The organism is Neorhizobium sp. BETTINA12A (genome assembly GCF_023006485.1).
Taxonomy (GTDB): Bacteria; Pseudomonadota; Alphaproteobacteria; order Rhizobiales; family Rhizobiaceae; genus Neorhizobium.
In genome coordinates this window covers 1-11,522 of the sequence record NZ_JALBGW010000153.1, presented here as the reverse complement: position 1 = coordinate 11,522, position 11,522 = coordinate 1, and the positions used below count along the sequence as shown (strand labels likewise).

The window sequence follows — 11,522 nt, the reverse complement described above, 5'->3', positions numbered from 1 at the left end:
AACCGGCGCAATCCGGTTTCGACGTGCTGACCATGCCGGCTGCGCGTGCCGATACGGTGATCGCGGAAGCCGCTCCGAGGAGCGCTGCCGAAGACGCGCCGCGCTATCGCCTGGGTGCCGCCCGCGCGCAGGTCCACGAAAACTATATCGTGGCGCAGACCGAAGACGGGCTGGTCATCGTCGACCAGCATGCCGCTCATGAACGGCTGGTGTTCGAGGCGATGCGCAAGGCGCTCGACAACAAGCGGCTGGCGAGCCAGGTGCTCTTGATTCCCGAGATCATCGACCTGCCCGAGGAAGACTGCGACCGGTTGATGGCGAATGCGACGGAACTCGACCGGCTGGGTCTGGCGATCGAGCGTTTCGGCCCCGGTGCCGTCGCGGTGCGCGAGACGCCCGCCATGCTCGGCGAAGTCGATGCGGCCTCGATGGTCCGCGACCTCGCCGACGAGATCGGCGAATGGAACACCGCCGGGGGCCTGCGCGGCAAGCTCGAATATGTCGCCGCCACCATGGCCTGCCACGGTTCAGTACGTTCCGGCCGGCGGCTGAGGCCGGAGGAGATGAACGCGCTTTTGCGGGAGATGGAAGCGACACCCGGCTCCGGCACCTGTAACCACGGACGTCCGACCTATATCGAACTCAAGCTTTCCGACATCGAGCGGCTCTTCGGCCGAAGCTGAAAAAGCTGGCAATTCAGCGACAATCGGGATAGAGCAGGCGCCATGTTTTTCCGCAGGAGACGACAGATGAACCGGTTCGAGGGAAGCGGATTCCGCGAAGCGAAGATCCGCTATCTCGACGGCGACTACCAGATCCTGACCGCCGGCTCCTATGTCATATGCGCCATGACCGGCGCGCAGATCCCGATCGACGAGTTGCGTTACTGGAGCGTCGCGCGGCAGGAGCCCTATGTCGATTGCGCCTCCTCGCTGGAAGCCGACAAACGCGCCGGTGCGCTGCCGAACCAGAGCCGCGGCTAGGCCTTCGCGACGTTTCCTTCCCGGATGCGCCGCTCCCGGAAATTGGCAATCGCCGTATCGATGATCTTGCCCGGCGCCTGCGGATCGTCGAATGCCATGTCGACTTCGACGACGCTCACCTTTTTCGCCAGTTCCTCCATGCGTCCGTGATGGCCCTGCAGCCGCACCGCATCCTTGGCTGTGGTGACGAGCGTCAGGTTGTCTTTCGCCGCATCGTCCAGCAGGTCCGAAATCTCGTCCTCACTGAAATAATGGTGGTCCGGGAAGGCGCGTTTTTCCACGACCAATCCGCCGACTTCTCTGACGGTGCGATAGAACTTTTCCGGATCGGCGATGCCGGCGAAGGCAAACAGCGACTTGCCGGCGATCTCGCGATTTTCTCGCGGCTTCAGCGCCGCGACATAGACCTGCTTGCCAGCGCGGGCAGCCTGGCGCACCAGCTTGTCGGCAGCCTCGCCGTTGCCGACCTTGAGGATGGCCGAGAGCTGGCGCATCTGCTCGGAAATCGGCGCCCTCACCGGGCCGCCCGGCACGAGATGGCCGTTGCCGATGCCGCGCACCGTATCGATGACGACGAGGGCGAAATCCAGCGCCAGGCGGGCGCTCTGAAAACCGTCGTCCATGATGATCAGGTCGGCGCCCTCGGCGACCAGTCGATGAGCGCCCTCGACGCGGGTGCGGGAAATCACCGTCAGCGTCTCGCGGCAGAGCAGCAGCGCCTCGTCACCGACCGCCTCGGCCCGGTGGTGTTCGGGGTCGACAACGGTCGTGACGTCAAGCGAACCGCCGTAACCGCGGCTGAGGAAACCGGGCTTCAGGCCCTTTTCTTTTGCCGCTCGGGCAAGGGTGATGGCGGTCGGGGTCTTGCCGGCGCCGCCGACCGTAAAATTGCCGACACAGATAACCGGCACGGGAATGCTGGCGCGCTTGGCTTTGGCCATGCGCCGGCCGGCGATCCGGCCATAAAGAAAAGAAACGGGGGCAAGGCCCCAGGCACGCCAATCCGCTTTCGTCCACCAGAATGGCGGTGCTTCCGATACCATACCCAAACTCCGGCTGATCCATCCTGAAACAGCCCGCGAACAAAATGGCACTTTTTGAAAAAAGGCAAGTCCTTGAAACCAAAGCCCGCTTCAGGCGTGAAGCTTTTCCGGCAGAAGGTCCATGAGCGCGGTGATGTCGGCAAGGCAGATATCCGCCGAGGCCGACAGCGTCTCGCGGGAGCCGGTGCCGGTCAGCACCGCGACCTTCAGGCCAACGCCAGCGCTCGCACCCATATGCATGTCGTGATTGTTGTCGCCGACCATGGCGACTTCGGCGGGATCGAGCCCGGTGGCATGGCAGAAGCCGAGCACCATGCCGGGCCCCGGCTTCACGCCATGACCGCTGTCGTAGCCGGCGACGAAATCCACATGATCGATGATGCCGAAGCGGATGGCGGTCTGGCGGATCGCCTGTTCGTTGTCGCTGGAGGCGATGCCGAGTTTGAAGCCCCGCGCCTTGAGCTTGGCAAACAGTGCCGCCAGATCGGTGACCGGCACCGAAAATTCGGCCGAACGGATGAAGAGGTCGTCGAGCAGTCGGGTGAGTTCGGCAACGTCAATCGGTGAGCCGGCGGCGACGAAGCCGGCAGCGATTTCCGCGGCATTGCCGGCGGCCAGCAGGCTGTCCGGGCGGGTGTGGCCGGATACCGGGTCCATGCCGCCGGAAAACAGAAGCTGCGGCTCGAGTTCGGTATCGCCGGCGGAAGCGATCCGGGCAGCCTCGCGGTTCACCGGTCCCCAGCTTTCGTCATAGAGCAACAACGTGCCATCCTTGTCGAACAGGATGCCGGCGATGTGTGCGAGCTTTTCCGGGGTCATCGAACGGCGGCGGCTTTCGGCTGCAACCTTGCGCTCACCGTCAGCGGATTGACGTAGGGCTCCAGCGCCTTGATCGTCTTCGACAGGGCACCGCGCATCTCTTCCATCGCGTCATGGCCGGAATCGATCATCTTGACGCGGGCGAGGTCGTTGATCATCAGGTAATGGACGGCCTTTGCCAGCATCTCGACATCTTTGACGATGCGGGCGGCACCCTTGCGCACCAGATGCTGATAGGCGTCGCGGAAATTCTGGACGTGCGGGCCGGAAAGCACGGCGCAGCCAAGCATGGCCGGCTCCAGCGGGTTCTGCCCGCCTTCGTTGGTCAGCGACCTGCCGACGAAGGCGATTTCGGTCAAACGCAGGTAAAGCCCCATTTCGCCGATGGAGTCGCCGAGAAACACGTCGGTCTCCGGCGTCACCACGTCGTTGCGCGAGCGGCGCGCCACGGTCAGGCCTGCTTCCTTCAGCATTTCCTCGACCGCGTCGGCGCGATCCGGGTGGCGCGGCACGAGAATGGTCAGCTGGCCGTTTTTCGGCTTCAGTGCCTTGTGCACGGTCGCCGCCGCCTTTTCCTCTCCGTCGAAGGTCGAGATCGCCGCCCAGGTCCGGCGGTTGCCGATTTGCTTGCGATAACTTGCAAGCAGCGCCTCGTCGCAGGGCGGCGGGTCGGTGTCGCTCTTCAGGTTGCCGGATGTGATGACAGGCCAGGCGCCGAGATCGCGGAAGCGTTCAGCATCCAGATCCGACTGGGCGATGACCAGCGCCATCCTGCCGAAAATGGCCTCCGCGATCGAGCTGCGGTTGCGCCAGCGATCGAAGGACCGGTCGGAGATGCGGGCATTAACGCGGATCTGCGGAATGCGGCGGCGGGCGAGTTCGGCGATCGTCGTCGGCCAGATCTCCGACTCCGCCGTGATGCAGGCATCCGGCTTCCAATAGGCGATGAAGCGTTTGATCGGGAATTTCAGGTCGAGCGGCACATATTGATGGATCACCTCGTCGGCCAGCCGTGACCGGACGAGATTTGCCGACGTCACGGTGCCCGTCGTCAGAAGGATGTGGACTTCGCGGCGCCGCAGCTCGCGGATCATCGGCATGATAGCGATGGTTTCCCCGACGCTTGCCGCGTGCACCCAGATCAGCGGCCCGCGGGGCCTGGCAAGGCTTGCATAACCGAGCCGTTCCAGCTTGCGGGTCCTGTCTTCCTTGCCCTTCATGGCCCGATAGGCAAGGTAAGGTCCGACTAACGGATAAAGCGTAATACCGGCCGCCCGGTAGCCAGCGAGAGCCAGGCGCGCAGAAATCTTGCTCACCGCGTTTGCCCCCGATGCGTGATGGCCGCCATCAATGTGATAGACCCTCCGATTGCTCATCCGTAGCCCAGTTTTTTGTGTTTTACAAATGCGTCAAAAAAGGGTCCCCGGGATCGATACCAGGCGAGGGACCAGCATTGCGAGCACATTGTAAAACGCGAGGCTTATCTCAAGCCGACTTAGTATCAGGATCGAGCAAGCGGTGCATATGGACGATGAAATAACGCATATGAGCGTTGTCGACCGTCTGCTGCGCCTTGCCCCGCCAGGCGACGAGCGCGCTTGCGTAATCGGGATAGATGCCGACGATATCAAGCGCGGAAAGATCCTTGAATTGAAGACCTTCCAAGCTCTGCAATTCGCCGCCGAAGACCAGATGCAGAAGTTGTTTCTTTTCGCCCGTGTCCGTCATTGTCCGTATCCGTCCGTTCCAGCTCCCCCGGCTCTTCCTGTGCTGCATTCCAAAGGAAAGGTCAACCCGGAGCAAGGCCGGCAAGCTGGGGCAAGAGGCTGCGGAGCGCATGTTCGGCGCCGGCAGCCAGCATTTCGTGGACAACGCTCTCGCGGTTATAGACGAGCCGGTTGCCCGCAAGATCGATGAGGCGCCCGCCTGCCCGTTCGAGGATAAGATCGGCAGCCGCCAGATCCCAGTCGTGGGAGGCGCGCTTGACGACCGTGCCGTCGATGCTGCCGTCGGCGATCATGGCGAGCCTGTATGCGAGCGACGGCACGTGCCGCACCCGGCGGACTTCGTGGCGAAACTCTGGCTCGAATTTCTTGACGAGGTTCTCGTCGGCGGCGATCACCAATTCGCCATTGCTGCGGCCGGCGGTGACGGCAATCGGCTGGCCGTTCTTCAGCGCCGGGCCGTCCTTCACCGCACAGAATTCCTCGTCGAGCGCCGGCGCGACCAGGACCCCGGCAACCGGCTGGCCGCGATGCACGACGGCAACCGAGACGCACCAGGTCTTTTCGCCGTTGATGAAGGCGCGGGTGCCGTCGATCGGGTCGACGACGAAAAGCGTGTCGCGGTCAAGCCGGCCGACCTCGTCGTCGGTCTCCTCGGAGAGCCATCCGTAGGCCGGCCGAGCCGCCAGGAGCACGTTCAGCAGCCGGTCGTTGGCGGCAAAATCGGCGGCGCTGACCGGAGACCTGCCCTCGTTCTTCCACCAGACTTCCGGCGAGCGGCCGAAAAAGCCACAGGCGATCTCGCCGGCCTGGCGCGCCGCGTCGAGAATAAGTTCGAGGTCCTGCTCCCAGTCCTGCACTTCCGCCATCGGGATCAGCGTCCCGCCAGCGTCATGCCCTCGATGGCGATGGTCGGGGAGGCGACGCCGAACTTTCGGTCGATGTCGTTGGCCGGCGTCAGACGCATGAACATGTCCTTGAGGTTGGAAGCGATCGTCACTTCCGAAACGGGATAGGCGAGTTCGCCATTCTCGATCCAGAAGCCGGTCGCGCCGCGCGAGTATTCGCCGGTGATCATGTTGACGCCCTGGCCGATCAGTTCGGTGATGTAGAAACCGTTGCCGATCGACCTGATCAGATCCTCTGGCGAGATGTCGCCGGGCTCCAGCGCCAGATTGGTGGAGGCGGGCGAGACCGCCGTGCCGCCGCGGACGCCGCGGCCGTTGGTGACAAGCCCGAGCTCGCGCGCCGTCGAGGTCGACAGGAACCAGTGGTTCAGGACACCATCCTCGATCATCACCATGCGTTCGCCGGACACACCCTCGCCATCGAACGGACGCGAAGAGGAGCCGCGGACGATCAGCGGGTCGTCGGTGATGCTGAGCCCGGTTTTCAGCACCTGCTGGCCCATCTTGTCGCGCAGGAAGCTGGTCTTGCGGGCGACCGACGCGCCGTTGATGGCGCCGGCGATATGGCCGACGAAACCGCGGGCGATGCGCGGGTCGAAGACGACGGTGACATTGCTGCCGGTATCGACCTGGCGGGGATTGACGCGCTTGACGGTGCGCTCGCCGGCGCGGCGGCCGATCAGCTTCGGATCGTCAAGATCGGCGGCATAAAGGCGGCTGTCGAAATCGTAGTCGCGCTCCATCTTGGTGCCTTCGCCGGCAATGACGCTGACGGAGCGGCCGAAACGGGAAGCCATATAGCTGCCGGAAAAGCCGTGGGAGGTGACGAGCACGAGGCCGCCCATGCCCGACGATGCGCCGGCCCCGGAGGAATTGGTGATGCCCTGAACGTCGAGCGCCGCCTGTTCCATTTCGAGCGATGCTTCACGGAGCGCGTCGGTCGAGATGTCAGTGGGATCGTAAAGCTCGAGGTCCGGATAGGATCTGGCGAGATCGGCCTCGTCCGCAAGGCAAGCGAAGGGATCTTCGGGAGAGACCTTGGCCATGGCGACGGCGCGCTCAGCGAGGATCTTCATGTCGAAGCCGGGATTGGCCGAGACACTGGCGACCTGCCGGCCGACGAAGACGCGGAGCGAGAAATCGTCGCTCTCGGAGGCCTCCGTGCCCTCGACCTTGCCGAGGCGGACGCTGACGGAGCGGGAGCGGGAGCGAACCACGACCGCGTCCGCCTGATCCGCTCCCGCGGCCTTGGCTAGATCGATCAGTTGGCTGGCGCGGGAAAGCAGGTCGGCGGAATCGATTTCAGAGGTCATGATTGCAAGCCTTTCATTCTCGTCCCATTTATTGTGCACTGTCAGAAGCATCAAGGGCGGCTCGCCGATTCTTGATATCCCACCTTAGACTGAAAGTATCCCGCATGACCGCTCCCGGCTCGCTATTTTCCCAAATGCTTCTCCTGCTTGCCGGCGCGGTGATCGCCGCCCCGGTATTCAGGAAGCTGGGGCTTGGCACGGTGCTCGGTTATCTTGCCGCCGGCGTGGTCATCGGACCGATCATGCAGCAGATCGTCGAGACCGAAGAAGTGCTGCATTTTGCGGAATTCGGCGTCGTTTTCCTGCTGTTCATCATCGGGCTCGAACTGAAGCCTTCGCGTCTCTGGCAGATGCGCGGCGACGTGTTCGGCCTTGGTCCGGCACAGGTGGCGATCTCGGGGTTCGCGCTCACCGGGCTGGCGTATCTCAGCAATATGGCGGACTGGCGCGGCAGCCTGATCGTCGGCTTCGGCCTGGCACTGTCCTCGACCGCGTTTGCGCTGCAGATCCTCAACGACGACGGCGAGATGAACAGCCGGCACGGCCAGCGGTCGTTTTCGGTGCTGCTGTTCCAGGATCTCGCCATCGTGCCGCTGCTGGCACTGATCACCATTCTGGCGCCGGGAACCACGGAGACGGAAGCCTCGCCACTTCTGGATTTCGCAACCGCGGTCGGGGCCGTGGGTGCGATGGTGATTGCCGGGCGCTATCTCCTGACGCCGATGTTCCAGATCATCGCCCGCACCGGTGCACGCGAGGTGATGATCGCCGCAGCGCTGCTGGTGGTGCTGGGATCGGCGGCGGCGATGCAGGCGGTCGGCCTGTCGATGGCCATGGGCGCCTTCCTGTCCGGCGTGATGCTGGCCGAGTCTTCCTACCGGCATGAGCTGGAGGCGGACATCGAGCCGTTCCGCGGCCTGCTTCTGGCGCTGTTCTTCATGGCTGTCGGCCTATCGCTGGAAGTGCACGTCATCCTCGACAACATCTTCTTCATCCTGCCCGCAGTGCCGATCTTCATGGCGCTCAAGGCGCTGATCGTCTACGGGCTCTCCCGGCTCTGGGGTTCGCCGCACAACGACGCCGTGCGAATCGCCTTCCTGCTGCCGCAGGGCGGCGAATTCGGCTTCGTGCTGTTCACCACCGCAACCGCCAGCGGCCTGTTCTCGTCGGCCACCGCCTCGCTGCTGATCGCCGGCGTGACGCTGTCGATGGCGCTCACCCCCTTCGGCGCAGCACTTTCCAAACGGCTTCTCAACGGCGAGAGCCGCGAGGAACTGGAGGAGGATTTCGACGGTGCCGGCGCCGACGTGCTGATGATCGGATTTTCGCGTTTCGGCCAGATCGCCGCGCAGATCCTGCTGGCCGGCGGCCGCGAGGTGACCGTCATCGACGATTCCGCCGACCGTATCCGCCAGGCGGCCTCCTTCGGTTTCCGCATCTATTTCGGCGACGGAACGCGCCGGGACGTGCTCATCGCATCCGGCATCGAAAAGGCGAAGATCGTTGCAGTCACCACCCAGAAACGCGAGACGACCGACCAGATCGTCGATCTGATCCGTTCGGAATTTCCGGACGTGCGCCTCTATGTGCGCTCCTACGACCGCATCCATTCCCTGTCGCTGCGGGACCGGAACGTCGAATACGAGCTGCGCGAGACGTTGGAATCCGGCCTGCTGTTCGGAAGAAAGACGCTGGAAGCGCTCGGCATGGGCGAAATCGACGCCGAGGAGATCGGTAACGACATCCGCCAGCGCGACGAGGAGCGGCTGCAGATCCAGGCCGTCCAGGGGCTCGGCGCCGGTCGCGAAATGCTGTTCAACAGCCCGGTCCGGCCGGAACCGTTGATCAAGCCGAAACGGTCGATGGTGGTCGACGACGAACTGAGCCCGGAGCCGGCGACGGCGGAGAACGGCTAGGGCCGGCGGGCGCCTGCTCTTGCGACCATCGCGACGATCGTCCCGGAAAGCTCGTCCTTGGCCTCTGTCGCCGTGATGTCCCCGCTCGCGGCGGCGTTGGACAGCGCTTCGGCTGCACCGAGCATGGCCCAAAGACCGGGCAGCGCTATGTGGCGGGCTTCCGCGAACGGGACAAGCGCAAGCCGGCATTTTTCCATGAAAATAACCTCGTAGTCGCGCTTGATCCGTTCAAGCTCGGGGGAACTCGCCAGGGCGGCGATGACGCCGGGTATCTCCCGGCCCTGCAACAGAACACAATCCACATAGGAGGAGGCGATGACCGCAGCCCGGTCAGCGAGCGTCGGGGCGCCCGATTGCAGGGCCGCGTCCATGATGGCGGTCTGGCGGCTGTCGAAATCCTGATAAAGCGCTGCCAGGAGACCGGGCCGGGTGCTGAAATGATCGTAGACGACGGGCTTTGCGACGCCCGCCTGCTCCGCCAGCCGGGGAAGCGTCAGGGCATCGGTGCCCTCCTCCCGGACGATGCGCCACGCAACCTCCATCAACTGCTGGCGCCTTCCCTGCCGCGAGAGGCGCTGCCGGAGACGCGCCGGCTCTTTCATTTCGGTGCTTGACATCGTTATATACCAAAAGTAACTTACTAAAAGTATATAACCACTGCCCGTCAGTTTCAATCTGCCAGCAGGAGTTTTCGCCATGCACGCGCTGATCGTCGTTTCACATCCCGAACCCGGATCGCTCACCCATAACGTCGCCGCCCATCTCGCCGAGGGCGTCACCATGTCCGGCGGTTCCTTCGAGATTGCCGACCTTACAGCGGAGGGCTTCGATCCGAGATTTACGCAGGCGGATCTTGCGGCGCATCGCAGGGAGGCGCCACCGCCGGCGGATGTCGCGGCCGAACAGGCGAGGATCGATCGTGCCGATGCGCTGGTGCTCGTCTATCCCGTCTACTGGTGGTCGAAGCCGGGGCTCATGAAAGGATGGATCGATCGCGTCTTCGCAAACGGCTGGGCCTATGACGACGGACAAGGCACCAAAGTGGTGAAGAAACTTCGCCACCTTCCCATCCATCTGGTCGCGATCGGCGGCGCCGACATTCGGACTTATGCGCGGCATGGTTATTTCGGCGCGATGAGAACGCAGATCGATCACGGGATATTCGATTACTGCGGCGCGCCGGTGATGGCATCCGAGCTTCTCCTGGAAGAAGAGCTGGATAGACCCGATTTCCCGTCGGAGATGGCACGCAGGATCGGCCGCAATGTTTTCAGCGCTGCCCGGAAAACCGAGGCCGCGTAGCCAGCCCAAACGTCAGGCTTCGGCTGCCGCCGCATGCAGTGCGTCGATGGCGCGCTTCAGCTCGTCCTTGACGTGTTCGGATTCGTCGAGGATGTCGCGGGCCTTCAGGAAATCTAGCACCCGGAAACGGTTGACCGACGGCCGAAGGAAGATGTGCGGCGGATTGAGCTTCAGCTTGAGCGCGATGCTTGCCTGCATCGTCAGCTGGCTGGCGCCGAACAGGCTGTCGATGCGGCTGGGCGCATGGGTGCCGTCGCCTTCCGGCGCACCGACCACATCGACGCCAATCACCACGTCGGCGACATCCATAAGCTGTTCATAGGGGACGGGATTGAAGACGCCGCCATCGATCATTACCCGGCCGTTGACCCGGACCGGCATGAACAGGCCTGGAATGGCTGCCGAGGCGGCGATCGCGGTACGCAGCTCGCCCTGTTCGAGGATCACCTCGGCCTGACCGTAATAGTCGGTGGCGGAGATCTTCATCGGGATTTCGAGATCGGCGAAATCCTCCGGCACCTGCGGCGGCAGGAAGGCATCGAGGATCAGTTCGAGATTGAACTGGCCGAAACGGAAACCGCCGAGCTTGTCGCGCATGGTGGCCGGGCCGAGACCCCAGAGCTTGTTCAAAAGGGTGCCGCGGTGGCCGACCGTTTCCAGCGCGTATTGGCGGATTTCGCGGCCGGTCATGCCCGACGCCATGCCGGCGCCGATGATCGCGCCGATCGACGAGCCGGAAATCGCCACCGGCCGTATGCCGAGTTCGTCGAGCGCCTCGATGACCTGGATATGCGAGATGCCCCGCGCCCCGCCGCCGCCGAGAGCGATGGCAAACGTCAGGCCGCCCTTGGCTCCAACGGCTTCGAGATCGGGAACTGCAAGCCTCGTATTCATTCCTCTGACCTCAGGTCGGCTGGTAGCGGAAAAAATCCATGCGGGTATCGCCGAATGTGCGGCTCTCCAGAAGCTTGAACGCGGCATCAACGGCAGGATTGATGTCGGCCCGCTCCTCCAGAATGGCAAGGGCTCCGGGTGCGAGCCAGCCGCCCACATGGGCCGAAAGCATGGCGCCTTCGCCGAGGCCCTGGCCATAGGGCGGATCGGCGAACAGGAAATGAAACGGCTCGATATTGTTGGCCGTGCCGAGTTTGGTCGCATCACGTCGCAGGATGCGCGCCCGGCCGTGCAGGCCGAGACTGTCGATATTCTCCCACAACAGGCCCCTGCCTTCGACGCCGTTCTCGACGAAGAGAGCGCTCTTGCAGCCGCGCGACAGTGCCTCCAGCCCGACGGCGCCGGTACCTGCGAAGAGGTCGATCACCCGGCCGCCGTCCAGCGCCTGCGGATAGACGTGGCCGATGATGTTGAACAGGCTTTCGCGCGTCCGGTCGATGGTCGGCCGGATATCGCTCGTTTTGGGCGTGGCCAGAGACCGGCCGCGAAATTCACCACCGACGATCCGCACTGCGCGTTACCCTCTCGGCGTGCGCGGCTTGCCGCCGGCCGGGCGTCCG

At 63.8% G+C, this 11,522-nt stretch carries 12 protein-coding genes and 1 pseudogene; 4 read left to right on the top strand and 9 right to left on the bottom strand.

What is annotated here, in order from left to right; genetic code table 11:
• Together MOV61_RS24385 and MOV61_RS24380 are read left to right on the top strand one after the other, a co-directional pair.
• Window positions 1–683: pseudogene (locus MOV61_RS24385) on the top strand (DNA mismatch repair protein MutL); the annotation flags it as partial.
• Window positions 684–749: 66 nt separating this feature from the next.
• Window positions 750–983 (top strand): DUF2093 domain-containing protein, encoded by a 234-nt coding sequence (locus tag MOV61_RS24380; protein ID WP_247138444.1) that lies wholly within the window; start codon window positions 750–752, stop codon window positions 981–983.
• On the opposite strand, the gene lpxK is transcribed toward MOV61_RS24380, so the two are convergent.
• The 6 genes from lpxK to MOV61_RS24350 all read right to left on the bottom strand — a co-directional run bounded on the left by lpxK (window position 980) and on the right by MOV61_RS24350 (window position 6,790).
• Window positions 980–2,026, bottom strand: coding sequence for a tetraacyldisaccharide 4'-kinase (gene lpxK, locus MOV61_RS24375; RefSeq protein WP_247138443.1), 1,047 nt, complete (start codon window positions 2,024–2,026; stop codon window positions 980–982). The two genes, MOV61_RS24380 and lpxK, sit on opposite strands and share 4 nt — an antisense overlap.
• 90 nt (window positions 2,027–2,116) lie before the next feature.
• Entirely contained in the window at window positions 2,117–2,845 is a 729-nt protein-coding gene (locus tag MOV61_RS24370) for an HAD family hydrolase (RefSeq protein WP_247138442.1), read from the bottom strand.
• Window positions 2,842–4,161 (bottom strand): lipid IV(A) 3-deoxy-D-manno-octulosonic acid transferase, encoded by a 1,320-nt coding sequence (gene waaA / locus MOV61_RS24365; RefSeq protein WP_038548783.1) that lies wholly within the window; start codon window positions 4,159–4,161, stop codon window positions 2,842–2,844. The genes MOV61_RS24370 and waaA overlap by 4 nt, the downstream gene beginning before the upstream one ends.
• Window positions 4,162–4,330: 169 nt before the next feature.
• On the bottom strand, window positions 4,331–4,573 hold the full coding sequence (locus MOV61_RS24360; RefSeq protein ID WP_247138441.1) for a DUF4170 domain-containing protein: 243 nt from the start codon (window positions 4,571–4,573) through the stop codon (window positions 4,331–4,333).
• A 61-nt stretch (window positions 4,574–4,634) separates the two neighbouring features.
• A complete protein-coding gene (locus MOV61_RS24355) occupies window positions 4,635–5,438 on the bottom strand; it encodes a 3'(2'),5'-bisphosphate nucleotidase CysQ (protein ID WP_247138440.1) in 804 nt (267 codons plus the stop codon).
• A gap of 5 nt (window positions 5,439–5,443) precedes the next feature.
• A complete protein-coding gene (locus tag MOV61_RS24350; protein WP_247138439.1) occupies window positions 5,444–6,790 on the bottom strand; it encodes a TldD/PmbA family protein in 1,347 nt (448 codons plus the stop codon).
• A gap of 104 nt (window positions 6,791–6,894) precedes the next feature.
• Here MOV61_RS24350 and MOV61_RS24345 point away from each other — a divergent pair, with 104 nt between their 5' ends.
• On the top strand, window positions 6,895–8,706 hold the full coding sequence (locus tag MOV61_RS24345) for a monovalent cation:proton antiporter-2 (CPA2) family protein (RefSeq protein WP_247138438.1): 1,812 nt from the start codon (window positions 6,895–6,897) through the stop codon (window positions 8,704–8,706).
• Here the strand turns inward: MOV61_RS24345 and MOV61_RS24340 are convergent.
• Window positions 8,703–9,323, bottom strand: coding sequence for a TetR/AcrR family transcriptional regulator (locus MOV61_RS24340; RefSeq protein ID WP_247138437.1), 621 nt, complete (start codon window positions 9,321–9,323; stop codon window positions 8,703–8,705). The two genes, MOV61_RS24345 and MOV61_RS24340, sit on opposite strands and share 4 nt — an antisense overlap.
• A gap of 79 nt (window positions 9,324–9,402) precedes the next feature.
• Between MOV61_RS24340 and MOV61_RS24335 the strand changes: the two genes are divergently transcribed.
• Complete coding sequence (locus MOV61_RS24335) at window positions 9,403–10,008, top strand: NAD(P)H-dependent oxidoreductase (RefSeq protein WP_247138436.1); 606 nt, start codon at window positions 9,403–9,405, stop codon at window positions 10,006–10,008.
• Between the two features lie 12 nt (window positions 10,009–10,020).
• Here MOV61_RS24335 and MOV61_RS24330 read toward each other — a convergent pair whose 3' ends face one another.
• Window positions 10,021–10,902: a patatin-like phospholipase family protein gene (locus MOV61_RS24330; RefSeq protein WP_038540304.1), complete on the bottom strand. Its 882-nt coding sequence runs from the start codon at window positions 10,900–10,902 to the stop codon at window positions 10,021–10,023.
• Between the two features lie 10 nt (window positions 10,903–10,912).
• On the bottom strand, window positions 10,913–11,473 hold the full coding sequence (gene rsmD, locus MOV61_RS24325; protein WP_038540301.1) for a 16S rRNA (guanine(966)-N(2))-methyltransferase RsmD: 561 nt from the start codon (window positions 11,471–11,473) through the stop codon (window positions 10,913–10,915).
• Window positions 11,474–11,522 lie beyond the last annotated feature (49 nt).

What these genes read in the sequence shown, in the direction of transcription:
- MOV61_RS24380 (WP_247138444.1), top strand. Translation starts at nt 750, where the DNA reads ATGAACCGGTTCGAGGGAAGCGGATTCCGCGAAGCGAAGATCCGCTAT.
- lpxK (WP_247138443.1), bottom strand. Translation starts at nt 2,026, where the DNA reads ATGGTATCGGAAGCACCGCCATTCTGGTGGACGAAAGCGGATTGGCGT.
- MOV61_RS24370 (WP_247138442.1), bottom strand. Translation starts at nt 2,845, where the DNA reads ATGACCCCGGAAAAGCTCGCACACATCGCCGGCATCCTGTTCGACAAG.
- MOV61_RS24360 (WP_247138441.1), bottom strand. Translation starts at nt 4,573, where the DNA reads ATGACGGACACGGGCGAAAAGAAACAACTTCTGCATCTGGTCTTCGGC.
- MOV61_RS24355 (WP_247138440.1), bottom strand. Translation starts at nt 5,438, where the DNA reads ATGGCGGAAGTGCAGGACTGGGAGCAGGACCTCGAACTTATTCTCGAC.
- MOV61_RS24350 (WP_247138439.1), bottom strand. Translation starts at nt 6,790, where the DNA reads ATGACCTCTGAAATCGATTCCGCCGACCTGCTTTCCCGCGCCAGCCAA.
- MOV61_RS24345 (WP_247138438.1), top strand. Translation starts at nt 6,895, where the DNA reads ATGACCGCTCCCGGCTCGCTATTTTCCCAAATGCTTCTCCTGCTTGCC.
- MOV61_RS24340 (WP_247138437.1), bottom strand. Translation starts at nt 9,323, where the DNA reads ATGTCAAGCACCGAAATGAAAGAGCCGGCGCGTCTCCGGCAGCGCCTC.
- MOV61_RS24335 (WP_247138436.1), top strand. Translation starts at nt 9,403, where the DNA reads ATGCACGCGCTGATCGTCGTTTCACATCCCGAACCCGGATCGCTCACC.
- MOV61_RS24330 (WP_038540304.1), bottom strand. Translation starts at nt 10,902, where the DNA reads ATGAATACGAGGCTTGCAGTTCCCGATCTCGAAGCCGTTGGAGCCAAG.